We start from the raw sequence: 20,942 nt of genomic DNA on the forward strand, positions 1-20,942 counted from the left end.
TTCCCTTTTTCAATACACTTCATTATACGTCAAATTTAGACATAATACTATTACAGTTTCTTTTCATTCAATGTCAAGGCATAAAAACATCCTTGCCGGCACTCGGCAAGGATGTTTTTATCTTACTTTTTTTCTGACAGCCATTTGGCAATAACAGCGGCTTCGTTATCATCTACAAGCCCCTTTGGCATATTGCCGCGGCCGTTTTTAATAATGCTTTCAATTTTGTGTTCATCGTATTTGCCTCCGACCTCTTGGAGATTAGGCCCTGACACACCTTCTAAATCCTTGCCGTGGCAGCCTACGCAGCTTTGCTGATATAATTCTTCCCCTTCAGATGCAGTGGCTTCCGTCTTGCTGCCAGTGTCTGTCTTCTCTTCTTTTGCATCGTTTGATCCGCAGGCAGCCAACAGAACAGAAAGCGCAAATCCAATCATTAGTATCGATAACTTTGATTTCATGTTGAGAAGCACAACTCCTTTACGATCTCTTCCATATTATAACCTCGTTTAAGCGCGTTTGAAACCCTCGCCCAGCACCTCGCTCGCGTCTGCTACAATTACAAAAGCTGACTCATCAATCTGTTTGACGATTTGTTTCAATTTGGTGAATTCAGTTTGCCCAACCACGCACATTAAAATCGGACGGTCATCGTCAGTATATCCGCCGACTGCAGAAATTTTTGTCACGCCTCTGTCAATCTTCTGTAAGACAGCCTCCTTGACAGCCTGCTCCTGCTTTGTAATGATGAGCGCCATTTTTGAACGATTAAAGCCGACTTGCACAACATCAATGGTTTTGCTGGACACATAGACGCCAAGCATGGCATATAAGCCTTGCTCAATATTAAATACGATCATAGCCGTAACAACAATCATTCCGTCAATGATGGCGAGACACTTCCCCAATGACAGACCGGAGTACTTATGAATGATCTGTGCAGCCAAGGCTGTTCCTCCCGTCGACCCTTTCCCTAAGTACACAATACCAATTCCGATACCTATCCCGACACCGCCAAAAATCGCCGCCAAGAGTTCATGATGAGTGGCGGGCTGAATATCCCTTGTCAGAAACACTACTAGCGGCAAAAACACAGAACCTGCAAGCGTCTTTAGTCCAAATTTCCCGCCGAGCAAAATGACGCCAGCAATAAATAAAGGGATATTAATAATCCACTGTACATACGCTGCTTCAAAACCATATGATTGTAAAATCGTACTGATCCCGCTGACACCGCCGGCGGCAATCTTGTTCGGAAGCAAAAATACATTAAAGGACACGGCCGTAATCGCTGCTCCTAACAATATGTATACATAATCCCGCAAAATCCACAATGTTTTATTCCGTACGTCCATCATATTATCCTCCGTTTCTTCCAATGCTCTCCGATAGCATTTTAATCCTTCCCTGATTAGATGTAAATAACACCCAAATACAGTGGTAATATGCTAAAGCAGCAGTGAAATCAAGGATATAAGGAATAAAAAAAACACACCCGTATGCATCAGGTGTGTTTTTCAGCTTATGAAAGCTTAGAACGCAGGTAGGCATCAATAAACGTATCAATGTCACCATCCATTACAGCTTGAACGTTCCCCATTTCTGTATTAGTCCGATGATCTTTTACCATGGAATACGGATGGAATACATAAGAACGGATTTGGCTGCCCCAGCCGATTTCTTTTTGTTCACCGCGAATTTCATCCAGCTCTGCCTGCTGCTCTTCAATTCTGCGCTGATACAGCTTGGCCTTCAGCATTTTCATGGCTCTTTCACGGTTTTTAATTTGTGAGCGCTCCGTTTGGCATGTCACAACTACGTTCGTCGGCAAGTGAGTAATCCGAACGGCTGAATCCGTCGTATTGACGTGCTGTCCGCCCGCGCCGCTTGCACGGTACGTGTCAACTTTAATATCCTCCGTACGAATATCAATATCAATTTCATCGTTAAATTCAGGCATGACTTCACATGAAACGAAAGATGTGTGGCGGCGGCCTGATGAATCAAATGGTGAGATCCGCACAAGACGATGGACACCTTTTTCTGCTTTGAGATACCCGTAAGCGTTGTGTCCTTTGATGAGCAATGTCACTGACTTGATTCCAGCCTCGTCACCTGGAAGGTAATCGAGTGTTTCTACTTTAAAGCCGCGGCGCTCTCCCCATCTTGTATACATTCTAAGAAGCATAGAGCCCCAGTCCTGTGACTCTGTACCGCCAGCACCAGGGTGCAGTTCTAAAATCGCGTTATTTTTATCATACGGCTCGCTGAGAAGAAGCTGAAGCTCAAACTCATTGAACTCTTTTGTTAATGATTTTAGTTCTTTTTCAAGCTCAAGCTGGAGATCAGTGTCCGGCTCTTCTTTCAAAAGATCATGAGTCATTTGCAATTCTTCGTGGGATTCATTCAATTTTTTATACGAATTGACATAATCCTTTAAACCGTTTGCTTCATTTATAACCGTTTGAGCTTTTTGCTGATCATTCCAGAATTCCGGATCAGCCATTTGTTCATCTAGCTCAGCAATGCGGGCCTCCTTTGATTCGAGGTCAAAGAGACCCCCTAAAGTCCGCTAAACGAGAAGCCATATTTTCGAGCTCTGCTCTGATTTCTGATAATTCCATTTCATTCACCTCATTAAAAGATCCGCAGGCGCCTGCAGGCGCCGCGGTCAGTAAACTTGCCGGGGCGAACTATTCAGTACGGCCGCAGCAATTTTTATATTTTTTCCCGCTTCCGCAGTGGCATGGGGCATTTCGGCCGATATCAACCACTTTGCGAACCGGTGCTTTCTTTGCTTTTTTGTTATCGTCGCCTTCTTGCGGCTGATGAGCTGTTGTTTGGCCTTGTACAACCTCTTCACGCTCCAGATTGTTTTCAATCTCAGCTTTCATCACAAATTTTGCGACTTCGTCCTCAATTGATTCAATCATATGCTCAAACATCGCAAAACCTTCCATTTGATACTCACGAAGCGGGTTCGTCTGCGCGTAAGCACGAAGGTGAATCCCTTGGCGGAGCTGATCCATCGCATCAATATGATCCATCCATTTAGAATCAACGGCACGAAGAACGATAACTTTTTCGAATTCGCGCATTTGCTCTTTGCCGAATTGCTCTTCCTTCTCATTATATTTTGTGATGATGCGATCCATAATGAGCTCAAGCATTTCATCCGGTTCTTTGCCGAAGATATCGCTCTTCTCAAGCGCACCTTCATCAAGATAAGTTGTGTTGATAAGATCAACTAGACCGTCAAGCTTCCACTCCTCAGGAAGCTCTTCTCTTGGCGTATAGGCTGCAATTGCGCGTTCGAGAGAAGACTTGATCATATTTTCAACGATTTCACGCAGGTTTTCAGAGTCAATGACTTCAAAGCGCTGCTTATAAATGACCTCACGCTGCTGGCGGAGAACATCATCATATTGCAGAAGCTGTTTACGCGAATCGAAGTTATTGCCTTCGACGCGTTTTTGAGACGATTCAACCGCGCGAGATACCATTTTGCTTTGGATTGGAGTAGAGTCGTCCATGCCGAAGCGGTCCAGCATCGCCATTGTCCGCTCAGCTCCGAATCTGCGCATCAATTCATCTTCCATAGAAAGATAAAATTGAGTGATCCCCGGGTCTCCCTGACGTCCGGAACGACCTCGAAGCTGATTGTCAATCCGGCGTGATTCATGTCGTTCTGTTCCGACTACAGCGAGTCCGCCAAGCTCTTTTACACCTTCGCCAAGCTTAATGTCCGTTCCGCGCCCCGCCATGTTAGTCGCAATCGTAACTGCGCCTTTTTGGCCGGCCTCTTCAATGATCTGCGCTTCACGTTCATGGTTTTTGGCATTTAACACTTGATGCGGAATTCCTTTGTTTTTAAGCAGCTTAGAAATCAATTCAGATGTTTCAACGGCAACCGTACCGACTAGAACAGGCTGTCCCGTCATGTAACGCTGTGCGACATCCTCCGCAACTGCCTTAAACTTTCCTTCCATCGTGCGGTAAATTAAATCCGGACGGTCATCACGGACAACAGGCCTGTTGGTAGGGATCGTGACAACCTGCATGTTGTAGATGTTGCGGAATTCTTCTTCCTCTGTCTTAGCTGTACCCGTCATACCGGCAAGTTTTTCGTACATTCGGAAGTAGTTTTGGAACGTAATCGTCGCCAAGGTCATGCTTTCGTTTTGAATCTCAAGCCCTTCCTTTGCTTCAATCGCTTGGTGAAGCCCCTCACTGTAGCGGCGGCCTTTCATCAGACGTCCCGTGAAGGAATCAACAATAACAACCTGTCCGTCTTCCACTACATAGTCAACGTCCTTTTGCATCGCAACGTGAGCTTTTAAGGCCTGGTTGATATGGTGGTTGAGCGCGACATGCTTCACATCAAAGAGGTTATCGATGCCGAACGCTTTTTCCGCCTTCGTCATTCCTTCTTCAGTAAGCTGTACAGCTTTTGTTTTGATATCGTACGTGTAATCCTTCTCCGCTTTTAACGTACGGACAAAAGCATTTGCCTGTACGTACAGCTTAGTGGATTTTGCAGCTTGTCCAGAAATGATAAGCGGTGTTCTCGCTTCATCAATTAAAATAGAGTCAACTTCATCAATTACCGCAAAATGAAGCGGGCGCTGAACCATCTGCTCTTTATAAAGAACCATATTGTCACGCAAATAGTCGAAGCCAAGCTCGTTGTTTGTGGAGTAAGTAATATCAGCGGCATAAGCTTCCCGTTTTTCGTCTTTTGACATTGAGTTTAAATTCAAGCCGACAGTCAAACCGAGAAACTCGAAAATTTTCCCCATCTGCTCAGCGTCACGGCTTGCCAAGTATTCGTTGACAGTCACGATGTGTACGCCTTTACCTGTTAACGCATTTAAATAAACAGGCAGAGTAGACGTTAATGTTTTCCCTTCCCCTGTTTTCATTTCCGCGATATTTCCGTCATGAAGCGCCACGCCCCCCATGAGCTGGACTTTAAACGGAAACATGCCTGTTACGCGGCGTGAAGCTTCTCGAACAACAGCGAAAGCTTCAACAAGAAGATCATCCGTTGTCGCCCCTTTTTCAAGGCGCTCTTTAAATTCAATTGTTTTATGTTTCAACGCGTCGTCAGAGAGATTTTCATAGTCTCCGCGAATCGCATCAATATCGTTAGCAATTTTTTCGTATCTATTCAGCGTACGTTTTGTTGGATCAAACATTTTATTTAAAATTCCAAGCATTTATAACGCTCCTCTATCATCACATGCCTATTTTAAAGGCATGTATAAATAATTTACTAGTCCATGTATACCTCTCATTATCATATCATACCTTTTGTTATTTCCAAAGAATTTGCAAATAAGAAAAACAAAAACCTTCCGCGGACATCACGGAAGGCTTCTCTTCATTATTCAGTCGGTTCAATTAAGCCATATTTCCCGTCATTTCTGCGGTACACGACATTTGTAAGGTTTGTTTCCGCATTTGTGAAAACAAAGAAATTATGGCCAAGCATATTCATTTGCAAGATCGCTTCTTCACTATCCATCGGCTTTAAATTAAAGCGTTTCTGACGGACGATGTCCAAGCTCTCCTCCTCTTCTATGTCATCCTGAACCGCAATATCTGTATCAGAGCCAAGGCCGTTTGCCAATAAATATTTTGGAGAGCCCTGCTCACGGAATTTACGGTTTACTTTCGTTTTATGCTTACGGATTTGACGTTCCAGTTTGTTTGTTGCGAGATCAATTGCGTTGTACATATCCTCGTTATGCACCTCGGACCGAAGCGCCAGATCTGTCATCGGAATCGTAACCTCAACCTTAGACTCCTTGTCATTGTAAAACTTCAAGTTGACGTTCACATCGGCATCCACGCTATGGTCAAAATAGCGCTCCAGCTTGCCGATCTTCCTCTCGACATGATCCTTTAACGCGGGTGTCACTTCAATATTTTCTCCTCTGATGTTATAGTTCATCAAAGAACGCCTCCCTTTTATTAAGGATATGTATCTATTTCTCTTTTACCCTTTACAATTCCTGCTGAAACATAAATCTTTTGTGAAAATTCAGTGAACTTTGTCGAATTTTGTTTGTATTTGCTCTGTTATTGGCGGTTCGGAGGTATATGTATATGCTGATTGAACGAAACAAATACCTCACTCACGCCTAATTGATTAAAAAGGGTTCCATACATTGATGAATAGACAGCATCCATTTTCTATAATGAATCAGAAAATATTCCTTTAAATACTCACAGAACTCATGAGAGGGAAAAGAGAAAGAGACCAATTGATCAAACTCCGCAAAAATTTGGTCAAATGCTTTCACACAAATTTCAGCACACCGTGAATCCATAATGAAGAGAAGTGTTGAATGTGTTGAATCCAAATAAAAAAAGGCTTGGATCAGATCTTGGTAGATCCGATCCCCTTCTGTTTTTGATAAATTCTCTTCAGCCTCTATCAAATAACACAACCCTTCTTCAATGGTAAAAAGAAGATGATAATAAGCTGATAAAAGCGTATAATCTTCAATGCTCTTCAAGGCACTCACCTATTTACGCTTGTCATAATATGTGCCGTCAATCGTAATGTTGTTATAAGGATTTAAATACGTGGTATGCATCACACGTTTTCTTTTCATCTGCTGAAGTTCTGCTGCGATTGACTGCTTCAGTCGTTCCATTTCCTTCACAATAAGCTGATCCCATGTCAGCACAAGCTTCATCTGCTTTCGCTCTTCTTCTGAAAGCGGCAGAGATATCTCCTGAATCAGTTCAGACCGTTTAGCCACAAAGTCTTCAATTTGTTTTAAAAGCTCATCGCTTTCCGGCGTATTTTGTATGTGTGACAGCATACTCTTCGTCTCAGTGTATAGTTGATCTATGTTATTCATGCGATCCCGCCTGATCCGTGCCGGTCCTTCCGCTCACTTTGAATGGCCTGTTTCCAAGCATCGCGAAAATCTGTTACATAGCCTTCAACCTCAGCCAGCATGCCCGTATCATTTTTGATATTTGCCTGTACCAATCTTCGATACATATAATCGTACATCGCACCCATGGAAGCGGAAAGCTCTATGTTACGGTTAAGTGTAAAATTTAATTCCTGAATAATATTTTGCGCTTTAATCAGATTCTCATTTTTACGTTCCATATCATCATTCTCGATGGCCTGAGAGGCAAGTCTTATAAATTTCAAACAGCCATTATACAGCATAAGCGTCAGTTCACCGGGTGTAGCCGTATTCACTGAATTTTGCTGATAGGCTGTATAAGGATTTTGGATCGCCATGTGTCATCCTCCAAATTACATTTATTGTACAAGAAGCTGTGATAAATAGGACGCTTGTTCGTTCATTTTTTGAATCGCAGAATCCATTGCACTGAATTTTGTATAATAGCGGTTTTCTATTGTGGTCAACCGGTCCTGCATTTTGGTAATATCTGTGCTGATCGTGTTTAAATTTTTACCGATTGAATAATCATTGGTTCCCATTGTCGAGTTGCCGGCTTTTGCTTCAATGCTCTTCACCGTACTTTTCAGGGTGTCACCGATGCGTTTCATAATCCCTTTATCACTATAGGCGCTGCTGTTCGACCCACTTGTAAATAAAGCGGCAACGCTTTGCGGATCTTCTTGTATTTTGGCTTTCAGTTTGTCTTCATTAATCTCTAAATGCCCCCGCATTTGGTAAGCACTTGAGGTTGTTATGCCGAATTCTGTCAATTGATAGGTTTTCCCATCCGCATTAACTTGAGTATAAAAGTCAGTCCGCATTTGGTTCGTGCCGGTGCTGATGCTGGAATCATTTCTAAGCAATCCGCTTTTCGCCTTCTCCTCCCAGAGCTCTACCTCTTTATCGGACATGGCTTCTTTTTGTTCACTTGTCAACGGAGTATAGTCTCGGTATTTTTCTTCTTTCAGCTTTTCATTCAGGCTGTCAACCATTTCATTGTATTTATCTACAAACTCTTTGATTTGGTTATAAATCCCGTCAACATCAGTAGAAACAGATGTGGTAACAGGGCCTGTGGCTGCAGTTGTATTTTTAATCGAGTAAGTAACACCATTCACCGTGAAATTGTTTGTCAGCTTCTCCATTTCAAAGCCGTTGATTGTGACTTTGGCATTTGTGCCTTCTTTGTAAGCAGTGAGCTTATTATCAGCATCCAAAGAAAAACCAAGCTGACCGGACATAAAGTCAGCTGTAGCAGAGTCTGCTGCCTGTATACTGCCCCCTGCACCTGTTGCTTTAGAAGAAAACGCAATTGTTTCTACGTACTCTGTACCATTCCAAATTTTATCTTTAAAAGCTGATACTCCTAGATCTGAGCTGTTAAGTTTAGAAATCACATTATCAATCGTATCGGCGCTCGTCACACTAATGTTCACTGTTTTTGCCGTTGTTTCGCCAGGCGCAACAACGTTAAATGCCAAATTGTAATCGCCTTGAGTGTATCCCGTATAATTGTTTGCCTTATACGTTGCTGCGGTTGCCAAGCTCGCCACTTCAACAGTAGAAGAAGAGTTTGGTGCACTTGCGCTTCCTGTAGCAGTTAACACAGACTCATTAGAGCTTGTCACAGTTTTGCTCTGATACGTGCTAGGATATGTCAACGTATTTTTAGACATATAATCTTGCAATTCTTTTATTTTTGTATTGACTTCACGATAGCTGTCACGCTGCCATTCAAGAGTCTGCTTTTTTTGCTTCAGCTTATCAAGCGGGGCTCTTTCTGTCTGCATCAGCTTTGATACAATATCATCTATATCCATTCCTGACGCCAGACCTGTTATTCTTGTGACCATCTCAAACCACTCCTATTCTACTTTTTTTCATCTACAAATAACCCAAGAAATTCAGTCATAGCCGCATAAAAATCAAGCCACCGTTTTGGTGGAATTTCGCGGATCACTTCATTTGTAGAGTCCTCTATTACCTTTACATAGTATTCATTTAACTTGTCATGAAGCTCGAACTTCAGATGAACTTGCGAAGGTTCCAAAAGCTTGTTCATTTCCCCCACCATTTCAGCAAGATTGGTATCTGAAACTTGATGAACAGGAACCTCGTTATCATTATCTTTCTGATTATGTATTTGAGTATCATAACGATCCCAAACAGGTTGTAACGTAGTGAGCCTTTCAATGTTCAATTGATCATCCCCTATGCCCCAATCTATCGTTTATATCGACTAAATGGAGATAAGATTACACATATTTTTGGAAAAAAATCTTCTGTTTTAGATTTCTTGTTTGGAAATACATTTATAAAAAGTTAGTGGAGAATCCGGTTATTATATCATGAGTTAGTGACAGGATGAGGAATGATTCGGAGATAGAAATATAAATTAAAAGACCCTGGCAACGCCAAGGTCTTTTTTAAAATTAACGTAACAATTGAAGTACGTTTTGTGGCTGTTGGTTTGCTTGAGCAAGCATCGCTTGAGAAGCCTGAGAAAGAATGTTGTTCTTTGTGAACTCGCTCATCTCTTTAGCCATGTCAACGTCACGGATACGAGACTCAGCAGCAGTCAGGTTTTCACCAGAAGCGCTCAAGTTATTGATTGTGTGCTCAAGACGGTTTTGTACCGCACCAAGTTTACCACGCTCAGAAGATACTTTGTTAATTGCAGAATCTACTTTAGTTAAAAGCGCATCTGTGTTAGCTGCCGTAGCTGTTGTTACTTTGTAATCTGCTTTTAACATGTCAAGACCTGTAGCCGCAGTACTCATATCCCCAATGTTAACTGTTAATTGTTGACCTTTGTTGGCACCGATTTGGAAAGTGAATCCATTTGTCTGCGTACCATCAAGAAGGTTTTTACCGTTAAAAGCTGTACGTTGAGAAATTCCATCTACCTCATCAAGAAGGTTATCAATTTCATCTTGAATGGCTTGAAGGTCTGTCGTTGCATCTTGAGTACCAGTGTTACCCGCTTGAACAGTTAACTCACGAACACGTTGAAGAATTGAGTGAGTTTCAGTCAATGCACCCTCAGCTGTTTGGATAAGAGAGATTCCGTCTTGAGAGTTTTTAGAAGCCATATCAAGACCTCTGATTTGTCCTCTCATTTTTTCAGAGATCGCAAGACCTGCTGCGTCATCTCCCGCACGGTTGATACGAAGACCTGAAGAAAGTTTCTCCATATTCTTTTGTGCTGCACCGTTGTTTGAAGACAAACGGTTCAGTGTGTTAAGCGCTGCAATATTGTGGTTAATTCTCATTTTTATTTCCTCCCTGAATATGTTGTTTAGGCACGTCCTTGTGCCTCAATTTTGTAATCGGCGGAGCCATTTTTGCCCTCTCCCGGCTACATCATTAATATCGGATTGTCTCTGATTTTGTTAATACAAAAATAAAAAAATCCTCACTTTTTTTGTGAGGATAATGCGGAGATCACATCGCTGGATAACGCTGCTGCACGGTTATTTTCTTCCTGAATGGTCAAATAAATTTCTTTCCTGTGAATATCAATATGCTTTGGGGCGTCAATTCCAAGCTTCACTTGATCCCCCTCAACCGCAATCACTTTTACTTCAATATCAGCACCTATTTGAATCGCTTCGCTTATTTTCCGCGATAAAACTAGCATGATTCTCCTCCAATCGGATGCTTTGTCGTATATGAGGAGTCGTGTAAAACGACTTGCTTAGCCATCATGTTCTTGCGATTCACAATAATGGGAGCCAATAAATTCGCAGTAGACTTTTCAAATGGCTCTGCCATAGTCAATATTGTCATGACTTCTACGTCTTGAATATTATCGATATCCAAAAGTTCAGCAGTTGATTCATCAAGATCAAATTCATAATTCTTAAAAAAGATAAACGGACTTACGACGATAAACGCAAGATTTTCTGAAGTGACGGACTGCAGTGCCACGAATGGAGAGTCTTCTGAAAGCGGAAGTATGACGAACTGTTTTTCTTCTAAAAAGCCTGGAATCCCGCTTTCAAAAAGAATGATTTGTTCTTCTTTTATGTTCATTTGGCCATGGTACTTCGTATGAATGATCATTGTTCACGATCCTTTTCTTTTTACTTTTCGGGTGATTCTTTCGGGTATTCTACATCTATATTTAAATCAGGGTATTGGAGCATGTCAACCTTAACATTTCCTGGCGTATATTCAACAATTGGCTTATGCGGCTCAGCCTGAATAACAGGCTTTCGCGGCGTAATCTGAACATCAAGCTGTGACGGAGTATATTGTATTTTCACCCTAGATAGAGAAGGAGCATAATTTTCGCCTAATTGAATTTGGTGCATTTCAGAGTTCCTCCTTGCTTGCGAAGCGATTGGGTTCCCTTTATTTTCAATTCTCATAAGCTCGTCGCCTTCTTCTGCAGTACGCGCTATTCCCTCCATTACATCCTCATGCCCTTGTTGTGCGGCTTCTTCAATTCTCTTGAAAACATGCTTTCTGTCTAATTCTTCCCATGCTTGTGTCTGGTCAATCGTGAGTTTTCCAGGTGTCACCGATAGTTCCATTTCCGCACTCGGCTGTTCGATCTCTAGATCAGCTTGAGGCTGCTCCATTTTTAAGCTGGCAGGCGTCGTTGTTAAACCAATTTTTCCTTGAACACTATGCATAATCAATCTGGGAATCTGCATCACTCTACCTCCTGAACTATAAAAAAAGCGAACTCCTGAGAGCCGCTTACTTTAAAAAGTCAATCAATGTAGGCTGAACAATTTGCGCATTAACGGCCAGAGTAGCCCTGTGCACACTTTGCTGCGCAATAAATTCAGTAATTACTTCTTCCAATTCTACATCTTCATTGTCTGATAACACTTTGGTAGCTGTTTCTTCTTGCGCTGACAGTCTTGTATTAACCAATTCAAGACGATTATATCTCGCTCCAAGATCAGATCGTTCAGCACTCATGCCGTCAGAAAAATGATCAATATCATCTAAAACACTGTCCATGCCATCTAGCGAACCAGAATTTAGTGCTTTCTCAAAAGAATCAAGCATTTCAAATACATTCTGCCCGCTTTCAGAAGTGCCTCCAAAAGCTGACTTTGGATCTGAATTCACTTTCAATGACATATTATTTGATATATTGACTACGACATCAGCTGTATCAGAAATTGTATAAGTTCCGTCTCCGTTATCTGTAACCGGAGGCTTATCTGAATTTGTGCCATTAAAGATATATCTGCCGTTCACTTGTGTATTCGCAATATTTAAAAGCTGTTCCTTTAACTGCTTTACCTCTACGCCAATCGCTTGCCGCTCCGACTCGCCGTTTGTATCATTTTGAGCTTCAACCGCTAATTCTCTGACCTTTGACAAGATGTCAATTCCTTCTGTAATGTTTGTTTCTGTGTTTTCGAGCCAGGTAAAGGCTTGAGAAGCATTGCTTTTGTACTGCTGCACTTGAGACAGTTGCGTATTATACTTTAAGCTTTTCATTGCTACTACAGGATCGTCGGAAGCTTTTGAGATTTTTTTCCCTGAAGAAATCTGCGACTGGAGTTTATCCAGTTTCGAGTAGCTCGAACCGATATATCTCAGTGAGTTTTGCTGTATCATGCCTTGTGTTACTCTCATGTGACTCTACCTACCTTCCTCCAACACCCATGCCATTGATCACTTTATCAAGCAATTCGTCTTGTAAAGTCACCATTCTTGCAGCTGCATTGTATGCGTGTTGGAATTGAATCATATTCGTCATTTCTTCGTCTAAAGAAACTGCGCTCATTTGCTGACGGTTTATGTCAGCATCATTTAGCTGTGTTTCTGTATTAGACGCCAGTCGATTAGCCTCTTGAGCTTCGATCCCTAGCTCGCCAATCAGACCAGCATAATAATCTAACACACTAGTTTCTTTACCGTTAATAGTAATTTTACCGGTTAAAACATTTGCTAGTTTTGTAGCATTTGCGTTATCGTTGGCTGCACCAGTCAGTGAGAAAGCAATGTTTGCGCCTTTTGAATCTATTATGCTGTCAGCCACTTTGATCTTGCCCGCCGCGCCCTTGGCAGGTTCAGTTTCACCGCCAGTAAAATCAAAAAAGTCTCCGCCTTGTTCACCGCTCTTGGTCACACCATTTCTGTGCACTTCATTGAAAGCTTTCGCGAATTCAAGCGCCATATTGTCAAGATCAGAAAGCATTTCCGGGTATACGCCCTTTTCTTGGCCGTCTGCTGTTATATACCCGTAGGACTCTATAAATCCTAAAAGGGATCCCTTGCTGCTGAAGGACTCCGCCTGCACAGCTGTATCTCCGATTGAAATACTTGATACTAACCCAGTTTCATTATCATAGTTGGCTGCAAGTTCTGAAACCTCGTAATTTTTACCGTCCAAAACAGTTCCTAGCGACTGTTTATTTTTATCGAGGATTTCAATTGATACAGTTCCTTCAGCAGAAGCAAGCGCATTCCCGCCTGATTTGTTGTAGCTGACTTTGATATCAACCATTGAGGATAATTTATCGATCAGCAAATCTCGCTGGTCATATAAACCATTCGGAAGAAGCCCGACCGGCTCTACTTGTGCAATTTGCTTATTTAAACTGTTTAACTGAGAAAGCAGAGAATTGACATCCAACACAGTTGTATTTAGCTCTGCTTTTAAATTCGATTGGACATTTGTAAGTGATTCAGAAATATAATTAAATGTTTCAGCTACAGCTTGTCCTTTTCGAGCAACAACAGAACGTGCACTTTCTTCATTTGTATTATTCGATAATTCCTGCAGGGAATTCCAAAACGAATTGAGCACACTGTTCAAGCCGCTGTCATCCGTTTCATTTAAAACGCCTTCCATTTGGGACAGCGCTTTGGCCTTCGTGTCATAGTATCCGGCACTGTTGTTTTGAAGACGGTATTGGTAGTCAAGAAAGATATCTCTTATTCTCTCAACTGATTTTCCTTGAACGCCCGTACCCATTTGTCCCGCTGTTTTTTCTGCGTTTTTGGATACAGCAGGGAAATAGTCAGTTGCCTCCAATGAGACCCGCTGTCTTGTATAACCATCAGTATTGGCATTTGCCACGTTATTTGCAGTAGTGCTTAAAGCTGCCTGCTGAGCGCTTAACGCCCGCCTTGCAGTTTCAAGCCCCATAAAGGTAGATGTCATTTTCTGAATTCCTTTCTGCTAAGCTTTTGAATCAAACAGTTTCATTTGGCTGCTTTTCGGCAGCTCAGCTTTAATTGATTTGCTGTAATTGAAGTTATTTTCCTTAGGAACCAGCATATCGTACGAAATAGAGATGAATTGCAGCGCGTCTCTTGTCAGCTGCCTATTCATCTCATTTACTTTTTTCAGACGTCCGAGAACTTGAGAAAGAGATTCGTATAGTTGTTGCAGCTCTTCCTTTTCACTGCCTGAGGTTTTGGCGATACATGCGGAAATAGTATTATTTTCGCTATATCCAAGAAAGGCCGAAGTTGTTTTGATCCGGTCATCTTCTGTCTGCGTGATCGCTTGAATATATTTTTGCTCTTTTGTCAAAATGTTAGAAAGCTCTTTTGTTTTGCCGGCTTTGAGCGCTTCCGTCTTTTCTTCAGACAGCGTGAGCAGGTGCTCATGCAGAACGCAAAGTCGCTTCAATTGTTCAATAATTGCCTTCGCTGACATGGGCTTTCTCCTTTTTTATTGCTTTTTATAAAAATTAATCATATTTTTCGCGATATGATTTGCGTCTACTTTGTATGACCCGTTTTCAATTTGCGCTTTAAGCTGCGCAATTTTTTCCTGTCGTGAACCAGCGACTGCGTCGGATGCATGTTGCATTTCTTTAGCCTGTGATGAAATTTCAATTTTATCTTGAGGCTGTGCAGCAGTTTTTTGCACCGCTTGCTTATCATAATTTTTTTGATATGGATTAACGGATTGTGTTCCAAATTGATTGATTTTCATAGGATTCCTCTCGCTTTCCGTTGCAGTCTTTAAACAATCTTAACCCTTTTATCGACTGCGTCTTCAGTTAGTTTAGGGAATCAGCTGTTTTTGGTATTATAGGCATAGTATGTGTCTTTTTTACTATTTTCTTTCTCGATTTCCAGAGCATCCTCGTGGTTCAAATGATCCATTTGATCCTTAATATCGGACTGGCAAGCCTTGCAGAACTTGCCTTCTCTAATCGATGTCCCGCACCTTTCACAAGGGTATGCCAAATTAGGGAGATGAGTGATCTGAATTCGCTTCTGCCTGATGAATTTCAATATCAGCTCTTCTTCCACACCTGTTTCCTCAGTTATCCGGCTCAAAGTTGATTGCCGGTTTTCCTGTTTTCTTAAAAATTTATAGACAGTCTCAAATGATTTTTCTTCTTCCTTAATACACGCCTGACATACGGTTTGCAGCTTTGTTTTTAAAAATAAAGCATTGCATTTCGGACAATTAGCCAGTTCTCCCATCTTTTTTTCTCCTTATTAGATAATATGCCTGTGTCAATTTCTAGTGATTATATCGGCATAAAAACAGAATCATTTAGCTTCTGATCAAGGTAAAAGATGACACTGAAGCGGCTTTTCCTTTTTCTAATAAACAGCGGGCTGCGAAGTGCAAGGTGGCGCCTGTTGTATAAAGATCGTCTATTAAAATGATATCCATACCTTCTGCTGAATTATTTTTTGTATCAAAAATGCGCTCTGATAGCAGGCGTTCTGTTTTCTTTTTCTTTGACTGTTTCTCATTATTCAGGCGAATGAGGGGATGGTGGGAAGGCCGGTCTAAACATTCTGCCAAGAGCTGTGCCTGGTTAAATCCGCGCTCTTCTTCCCGTTCCTTGCTCAGCGGAATAGGTACAAGAACAAAATGCTTATCGGGGTAAACCTTAGAAAAGGTTGAAGAAAAATCACTTTTAAATGCATTTATGATTTCTGCATCTCCTCTAAATTTAAAACGGGAGAGCGTTTCTTTCATCATATCATTATATGTGTAAACTGAACGGTTTTGACGCAATAGCAAACTGTCTCTGCTCCTTGTTCTCCACACCTCGCAATCCCTGCATACGGCATGAACAGATTGAGGTCTGCCGCACAGGGGGCAGATATGTCCTGTGATTTTCTTTAATTTGCTTCTGCAAGAATAACAAACCTTTTCATCAGGCTTTAATAAAAAAAGGGCTCTCCATGTAACATCTTGAGAAAATTGCGAATCACATAATAAACAGATCAGTTTATGAATGCCTCCTCCTGTTTCGTTTGACATAAATCGCTTGGACTCTCTGAAACTACAGCAGCAGATTCAGCCAAAATGACAAGCATTGCTGTGTTTTTTTGTTTATCTACCAGCTCAGCTTTCGTATATGCGATCTTTTTAAGATCAGTAACGTAGGATGGACTCACTTTGTTTAAAGAAAGTGCCAATACATCGTTTTGGCATACTTGGCAAGTACAGGCCATATGAAGCTGGTCCATATATCGGTCGAGCAGTTCTTTCATTACGATTTCTTTTGAATTGACAAGCATTTTTACAGCTCCTCATCATCGGTTATATGAGTATACTGTACCACGTTTTCAAATAATGGCTAGTCTGTACATTCAACTTTTGCTGCCAATTCATTCATTTCTTTTATATGCTTTCTTGCATCGAGCATACTCTTTGTTTTGCCGAAGTGAAAGTAAATGACATCGCCGTCCGCATATTCTTTATGCCGGCCGGTTCTTCCTGCAATTTGAACAAGTGCGCTTTCCGTAAAGATAGGTGATTCCGCTCCTAGTACACCCGTTTGCACCTTGGGGACTGTGACGCCTCTTTCCAGTATTGTTGTTGTGATTAATAAATCGAGCTGACCATCTCTGAATTGCTGCACTTTCTCCTTTCTATGCTTGTCTTCCGCGTGCACAGATGCGGTTCGGCAATGAACACCTCTAAAGCACGCAGCAGCCTTTTCCAGAATAGAAACGGAAGGAACGAATAAAAAAACAGGCCTCCCTTCTTTTACATGAAACTTTATCCATCTTTTCACCGCTGGCGGAATTTTATTTCGGTTTAATTTCTTCTTCCAGTTTCCACACCATACAAAGCGCGGTTCGGGTAAAGGTTTCCGGTGGTGTCTTGCGGGGATGCGAACTGAATGTAACTGTCCGTTCAGTGCTTTTCTTTTTAATTCTTTAGGAGGTGTTGCACTTAAATAAACGAGGGTGCTGTTTTTCTTTCTTGCTTTTTGAACAGCGAATTCAAGGGTTTGATCAGCAGAATATGGAAAAGCGTCAACTTCATCAATGATCATAACATCGATTGCATCTTTATATCGCAAAAGCTGATGCGTAGTGGAAATCATAAGCGGAGATAGCCGCCCTTTGTCATCGCTTCCTCCGTAAAGCGCTGAAATGTCAGCACCCTGAAAGGCAGCCTTGAGCCTTGGAGCAAGCTCTAATACAACATCGGTGCGAGGTGTTGCAATACATACACGCAGTCCTTGATTTAACGCTGATTCTATACCAGGAAACAGCATTTCTGTTTTGCCAGCGCCGCAAACCGCCCAGATGAGGAGCTCTTCTTTTTTTGATATTGCTTCAATTAAAACATTGGCGGCTTTTTGTTGTCCGCTTGAAAGCTTGCCATCCCATGTCAGCTTAATAGACTTCCAGTTTGATTCATTTTCCTCTTTCCATGAATATAAAGGAACCTCCTCACTCACTCTGCCCATCATGACACAGGAACGGCAATACAGCTTATTCTTACCAGATGAGTGATAAAAAGAAAAATACCGCTGATCAGTTTGGCCGCACCTATTACATCTATATCCCCGTTTATTTATGGATATAGAATTTTCAGCAGTGATATATCCATTCTTGATATGCCATTCAATCATCTCATCGGAAAATGAGAGCTCAGTCCTGAGCAAATGACGGCTTCGAAGCGTCTGCTGCAATTCTCTAGAAAAGGAAATGTTCTTTTCAGTTGGCACCTTCACATAGCACCGCCTCCTTTCGAGACAGTATGCCTGAATGAATATTTTCTGTCCAACTATTAAAATAAGAATATAAAAAAATCTCCGCTCTAAAAACGGAGATTTTACATTATTTAAAACACCAGCAAATTCCTAAGGCACCTTCACCCAAATGAGTGCCGATTACCGCGCCAAAATAGCTGTTATAAAATTCAACATGAGGATATTTTGCAGAAAGCTCTTCAATGATTTTCGTTGATTCTTCCTCTCGATTAGCGTGGATAACAGCAGCTCGCATAGGCACCCCTTTACTCGCATCTTCGTCTAAAAGCTCATAAATTCGCGAAATTGCTTTTTTACGTGTGCGAATCTTCTCAAAAGGCACAATTACCTTATTGTCAAAATGAAGGATAGGCTTTACCTTTAGAAGACTACCAATGAAGGCTTGGGCGCTGCTTAATCGCCCGCCGCGCTGAAGATGAGCTAAGTCATCTACCATAAAATAAGCTCGAACTGTTTTTTTCATTTCTTCCAGTTCTTTTATAATATCTTCCGGCGAGGATGCTCCGTTTTTGATTAATTCAGCAGCTTTAAGGGCATAAAAGCCTTGAGCCAAGCAGCTGATCTCTGAGTCAAATGGATACACATCAATATTGTCGACCATCGAATCAGCCGCTGCTGCACTGCTGAATGTTCCGCTGATCCCGCTGGAAAGATGGATACTGATAACCGCATCATAAGACTTGCCAAGCTCTTCATACAACGCAACCAGCTCGCCGATTGGCGGCTGAGAAGTCGTCGGGAGCTCATTATGTTTTTTCACTTCTTCGTAAAAGCTTTTCCAGTCCAACTCAATTTCTTCACGGTAAGTCTCCTCCCCAAAAACAACCTGGAGAGGGATCATATGTATCTGATGTTGTTCACGCATTTCTTTCGGAATATATGCCGTGCTGTCTGTTACAACTGCAATATTCATAGCTTCGATACCTGCCTTATTGCTTTATAACTCTATTGTAAGGGAAACGGCAGCCTAAAAAAAGACCTGCCTAGAAAAAGGCAAGTCTCCTATTATACTATCTCATTTCTACCCAGCCATTTTTAATGGCGACCACAACGGCTTGCGTCCGGTCGTTTACATTCATTTTTTGTAAAATATTGCTGACATGGTTTTTAACGGTTTTCTCACTGATAAACAATGATTCACCAATACCGCGGTTGCTTTTTCCGTCTGCAAGCATCTGCAGCACTTCACATTCCCGCCTAGTTAAAATATGTAATGGTCTGCGGATTTCAGGGTAAACCTCATGTTGAGGGTGTGCAGAAACTCCGCTTGTTGCAAGGCGGCGGAATTCGTTAACGAGGTTGTGAGTAACCTTCGGATGAAGGTAAGATCCGCCCTCAGCCACTACTTTAACCGCTTCAATTAATGTATCAGCATCCATCTCTTTCAGCAGATAACCTCTTGCACCTGTTTTCAGGGCATGTGTTACATAATTTTCGTCATCGTGAATTGATAGAATAATTACTTTAGATTCAGGATACAGCTCTACAAGCTGTTTTGTAGCTTCCACACCATTTACGTTTGGCATATTGATATCCATGATCACAACATCAGGATGATAGTGCTCAACAATACGAGCCGCTTCGTCTCCGTCATCACCTTCGGCTACCACTTCAAAGGTAGGTTCAAAATCCAATATCCGTTTAACACCTTCACGAAATAACTGATGGTCGTCGATAATAACAATGTTTACTTTAGTCACAAGCCACGCCTCCTTGTATTATTGTTCTATATACTCTAGCATTCGGTCAATATGCCTTTTGGCTCTATTTTACAAATCATAGTCAAAGAGATAACGGAACCTTAATCATAATAAATGTCCCAAGACCTATTTTCGAATCTATTGTCATTGTTCCTTCCAATAAATCTACTCTTTCTTTCATGCCCAGCAAGCCGAATGATTTGTTTTTCTTCTCTTTCGCTTCCTTCAGGTCGAACCCTTTACCGTTATCTTTTATCATTAAAATCACAAAATCCTTTGTGATCTCAACTTTGACTGTAATTTCTTCAGATTCAGAATGCTTTAGCGCATTAGACACAGCTTCCTGTGCGAGCCTGAAGAGCGCAACCTCAAACTGAGGCGCTAGCCTCTGATCCTCTGTTTCTCCAATGCACTGAAAATGTATTTTGACCTTCCCGTTATATTCCTCGGTTGTATATAGATATTTTCTTAAAGTTGGAATCAGGCCTAGGTCATCAAGGGCCATCGGTCTTAAATCATATATAATCCTTCTCACTTCGTAAAGGGCATTCCGAACATTTTGGCGTAGATTTTTAATTTCTTGGAACCCGTCCTCTGCGCCCCGGTCACGGAAAATCCGCTCGATTAATTCCGATCTCATCATAACATTCGCCAGCATTTGAGCGGGTCCGTCATGGATTTCTCTTGAGACTCTTTTTCGCTCTTCTTCCTGCGCCTCAATAATTCTTAATCCGAAATCCTGTTTTGCCTGAGCATCGGCAAGAAGCAGTCCAACTTCGCGCAAATCCTGATTCAAGTAGTTGAGCACAACTGTAATTTGGCTTACTAATGATTCTGACCGCTCAATGATTTCCTGAAGCCCTAGCAATCTGCGCTCCAAATCGTCCCGCCGTTCGCGCAATTGCTTCTCACGCTGCTGGATCATCGTCAATTCTACCTGCAGCTTATGGGCTTTTTCATAAGCATTGCGGATTTCCTCTTCACTGAATCTATGAAAATTACGGCTGACCTCGGATAAACGGTTTCTCGCATGGCGGGTTTGCACTTCAAGTTTATCGCCAAGCTCGATCACTTCATACACCTGCTGTTTAATTTGTTTCAGTTCTTCGACCAGCTGTTCATACTGCTGGCGTGACTGCTCCCCGATTTGAAAAACTTCGTCCTTGCTCCCGTCAACGGTTTTCAGCATCTTCATCAAAATAGAATCCAGCACTTTGGAATCCATCTTTGTTTTATTCATAATTTCCCTCCGTCACGGCGTTGTCATATATTTTTATTATAAATGTAATTGATCTGCAAATTATGTCGAATTATAATGAAAGAATGCGTATATTCTA

The 20,942-nt window shown here is 41.8% G+C and carries 25 protein-coding genes; all 25 read right to left on the reverse strand.

Annotated elements, in window-relative coordinates; translation table 11 throughout:
- Window positions 1-122: 122 nt before the first annotated feature.
- On the reverse strand, window positions 123-461 hold the full coding sequence (gene cccB, locus ACZ07B_RS14535) for a cytochrome c551 (protein ID WP_003242725.1): 339 nt from the start codon (window positions 459-461) through the stop codon (window positions 123-125).
- A 48-nt stretch (window positions 462-509) separates the two neighbouring features.
- Window positions 510-1,355 carry a YitT family protein gene (locus ACZ07B_RS14540; RefSeq protein WP_015483762.1) on the reverse strand — a complete coding sequence of 282 codons (846 nt, stop codon included), beginning with the start codon at window positions 1,353-1,355 and terminating at the stop codon, window positions 510-512.
- Window positions 1,356-1,522: 167 nt separating this feature from the next.
- Window positions 1,523-2,624 (reverse strand): peptide chain release factor 2 gene (prfB, locus tag ACZ07B_RS14545; protein ID WP_010886623.1). Its coding sequence is split into 2 segments (ribosomal slippage): window positions 1,523-2,551 and window positions 2,553-2,624, totalling 1,101 coding nucleotides; the frame shifts between segments, so codons are not numbered across the junction.
- Window positions 2,625-2,693: 69 nt separating this feature from the next.
- Window positions 2,694-5,219: a preprotein translocase subunit SecA gene (gene secA, locus ACZ07B_RS14550; protein WP_024571530.1), complete on the reverse strand. Its 2,526-nt coding sequence runs from the start codon at window positions 5,217-5,219 to the stop codon at window positions 2,694-2,696.
- A gap of 167 nt (window positions 5,220-5,386) precedes the next feature.
- Window positions 5,387-5,956 carry a ribosome hibernation promotion factor gene (gene hpf / locus ACZ07B_RS14555; protein WP_003228031.1) on the reverse strand — a complete coding sequence of 190 codons (570 nt, stop codon included), beginning with the start codon at window positions 5,954-5,956 and terminating at the stop codon, window positions 5,387-5,389.
- A gap of 190 nt (window positions 5,957-6,146) precedes the next feature.
- On the reverse strand, window positions 6,147-6,524 hold the full coding sequence (locus ACZ07B_RS14560; RefSeq protein WP_029318318.1) for a DUF8042 domain-containing protein: 378 nt from the start codon (window positions 6,522-6,524) through the stop codon (window positions 6,147-6,149).
- A 9-nt stretch (window positions 6,525-6,533) separates the two neighbouring features.
- Window positions 6,534-6,875: a flagella biosynthesis regulatory protein FliT gene (gene fliT / locus ACZ07B_RS14565; RefSeq protein ID WP_014481040.1), complete on the reverse strand. Its 342-nt coding sequence runs from the start codon at window positions 6,873-6,875 to the stop codon at window positions 6,534-6,536.
- The gene (gene fliS, locus ACZ07B_RS14570) at window positions 6,872-7,273 is read right to left on the reverse strand and encodes a flagellar export chaperone FliS (RefSeq protein WP_014481041.1); all 402 of its coding nucleotides are present in this window, start codon (window positions 7,271-7,273) and stop codon (window positions 6,872-6,874) included. Before fliS ends, fliT begins: the two co-directional genes overlap by 4 nt.
- Before the next feature lie 21 nt (window positions 7,274-7,294).
- Window positions 7,295-8,791 (reverse strand): flagellar hook-associated protein 2, encoded by a 1,497-nt coding sequence (locus ACZ07B_RS14575; RefSeq protein ID WP_015714793.1) that lies wholly within the window; start codon window positions 8,789-8,791, stop codon window positions 7,295-7,297.
- Window positions 8,792-8,808: 17 nt separating this feature from the next.
- Complete coding sequence (flaG, locus tag ACZ07B_RS14580; RefSeq protein ID WP_015714794.1) at window positions 8,809-9,138, reverse strand: flagellar protein FlaG; 330 nt, start codon at window positions 9,136-9,138, stop codon at window positions 8,809-8,811.
- Window positions 9,139-9,370: 232 nt separating this feature from the next.
- Complete coding sequence (gene hag, locus ACZ07B_RS14585; protein ID WP_033884628.1) at window positions 9,371-10,210, reverse strand: flagellin Hag; 840 nt, start codon at window positions 10,208-10,210, stop codon at window positions 9,371-9,373.
- A gap of 143 nt (window positions 10,211-10,353) precedes the next feature.
- Window positions 10,354-10,578 carry a carbon storage regulator CsrA gene (gene csrA, locus ACZ07B_RS14590; RefSeq protein WP_033884178.1) on the reverse strand — a complete coding sequence of 75 codons (225 nt, stop codon included), beginning with the start codon at window positions 10,576-10,578 and terminating at the stop codon, window positions 10,354-10,356.
- Window positions 10,572-11,003 (reverse strand): flagellar assembly protein FliW, encoded by a 432-nt coding sequence (gene fliW, locus ACZ07B_RS14595; RefSeq protein WP_003228007.1) that lies wholly within the window; start codon window positions 11,001-11,003, stop codon window positions 10,572-10,574. The genes csrA and fliW overlap by 7 nt, the downstream gene beginning before the upstream one ends.
- A 20-nt stretch (window positions 11,004-11,023) precedes the next feature.
- The gene (locus ACZ07B_RS14600; protein ID WP_024572058.1) at window positions 11,024-11,599 is read right to left on the reverse strand and encodes a DUF6470 family protein; all 576 of its coding nucleotides are present in this window, start codon (window positions 11,597-11,599) and stop codon (window positions 11,024-11,026) included.
- A 46-nt stretch (window positions 11,600-11,645) separates the two neighbouring features.
- On the reverse strand, window positions 11,646-12,542 hold the full coding sequence (gene flgL, locus ACZ07B_RS14605) for a flagellar hook-associated protein FlgL (protein WP_015714797.1): 897 nt from the start codon (window positions 12,540-12,542) through the stop codon (window positions 11,646-11,648).
- A gap of 10 nt (window positions 12,543-12,552) precedes the next feature.
- Entirely contained in the window at window positions 12,553-14,076 is a 1,524-nt protein-coding gene (gene flgK, locus ACZ07B_RS14610; protein WP_003228001.1) for a flagellar hook-associated protein FlgK, read from the reverse strand.
- An 18-nt stretch (window positions 14,077-14,094) separates the two neighbouring features.
- The gene (gene flgN, locus ACZ07B_RS14615) at window positions 14,095-14,577 is read right to left on the reverse strand and encodes a flagellar protein FlgN (protein WP_464877348.1); all 483 of its coding nucleotides are present in this window, start codon (window positions 14,575-14,577) and stop codon (window positions 14,095-14,097) included.
- A gap of 15 nt (window positions 14,578-14,592) precedes the next feature.
- Entirely contained in the window at window positions 14,593-14,859 is a 267-nt protein-coding gene (flgM, locus tag ACZ07B_RS14620; protein ID WP_015384783.1) for a flagellar biosynthesis anti-sigma factor FlgM, read from the reverse strand.
- Window positions 14,860-14,939: 80 nt separating this feature from the next.
- Entirely contained in the window at window positions 14,940-15,359 is a 420-nt protein-coding gene (locus ACZ07B_RS14625) for a TIGR03826 family flagellar region protein (protein ID WP_464877349.1), read from the reverse strand.
- Window positions 15,360-15,432: 73 nt separating this feature from the next.
- Window positions 15,433-16,155, reverse strand: a complete 723-nt coding sequence (gene comFC, locus ACZ07B_RS14630; RefSeq protein WP_464877350.1) for a comF operon protein ComFC — start codon at window positions 16,153-16,155, stop codon at window positions 15,433-15,435.
- Window positions 16,119-16,415, reverse strand: coding sequence for a late competence protein ComFB (gene comFB, locus ACZ07B_RS14635; RefSeq protein WP_015483764.1), 297 nt, complete (start codon window positions 16,413-16,415; stop codon window positions 16,119-16,121). Before comFB ends, comFC begins: the two co-directional genes overlap by 37 nt.
- Before the next feature lie 59 nt (window positions 16,416-16,474).
- Window positions 16,475-17,866 (reverse strand): ATP-dependent helicase ComFA, encoded by a 1,392-nt coding sequence (gene comFA / locus ACZ07B_RS14640; protein WP_464877351.1) that lies wholly within the window; start codon window positions 17,864-17,866, stop codon window positions 16,475-16,477.
- Between the two features lie 106 nt (window positions 17,867-17,972).
- Window positions 17,973-18,818, reverse strand: coding sequence for a DegV family protein (locus ACZ07B_RS14645; protein ID WP_464877352.1), 846 nt, complete (start codon window positions 18,816-18,818; stop codon window positions 17,973-17,975).
- 97 nt (window positions 18,819-18,915) lie between these two features.
- Window positions 18,916-19,605, reverse strand: a complete 690-nt coding sequence (gene degU / locus ACZ07B_RS14650) for a two-component system response regulator DegU (protein ID WP_003219701.1) — start codon at window positions 19,603-19,605, stop codon at window positions 18,916-18,918.
- Between the two features lie 82 nt (window positions 19,606-19,687).
- Window positions 19,688-20,845 (reverse strand): two-component sensor histidine kinase DegS, encoded by a 1,158-nt coding sequence (gene degS / locus ACZ07B_RS14655; RefSeq protein ID WP_003227983.1) that lies wholly within the window; start codon window positions 20,843-20,845, stop codon window positions 19,688-19,690.
- Window positions 20,846-20,942: the final 97 nt, after the last annotated feature.

The organism is Bacillus sp. 9.4 (genome assembly GCF_055486415.1).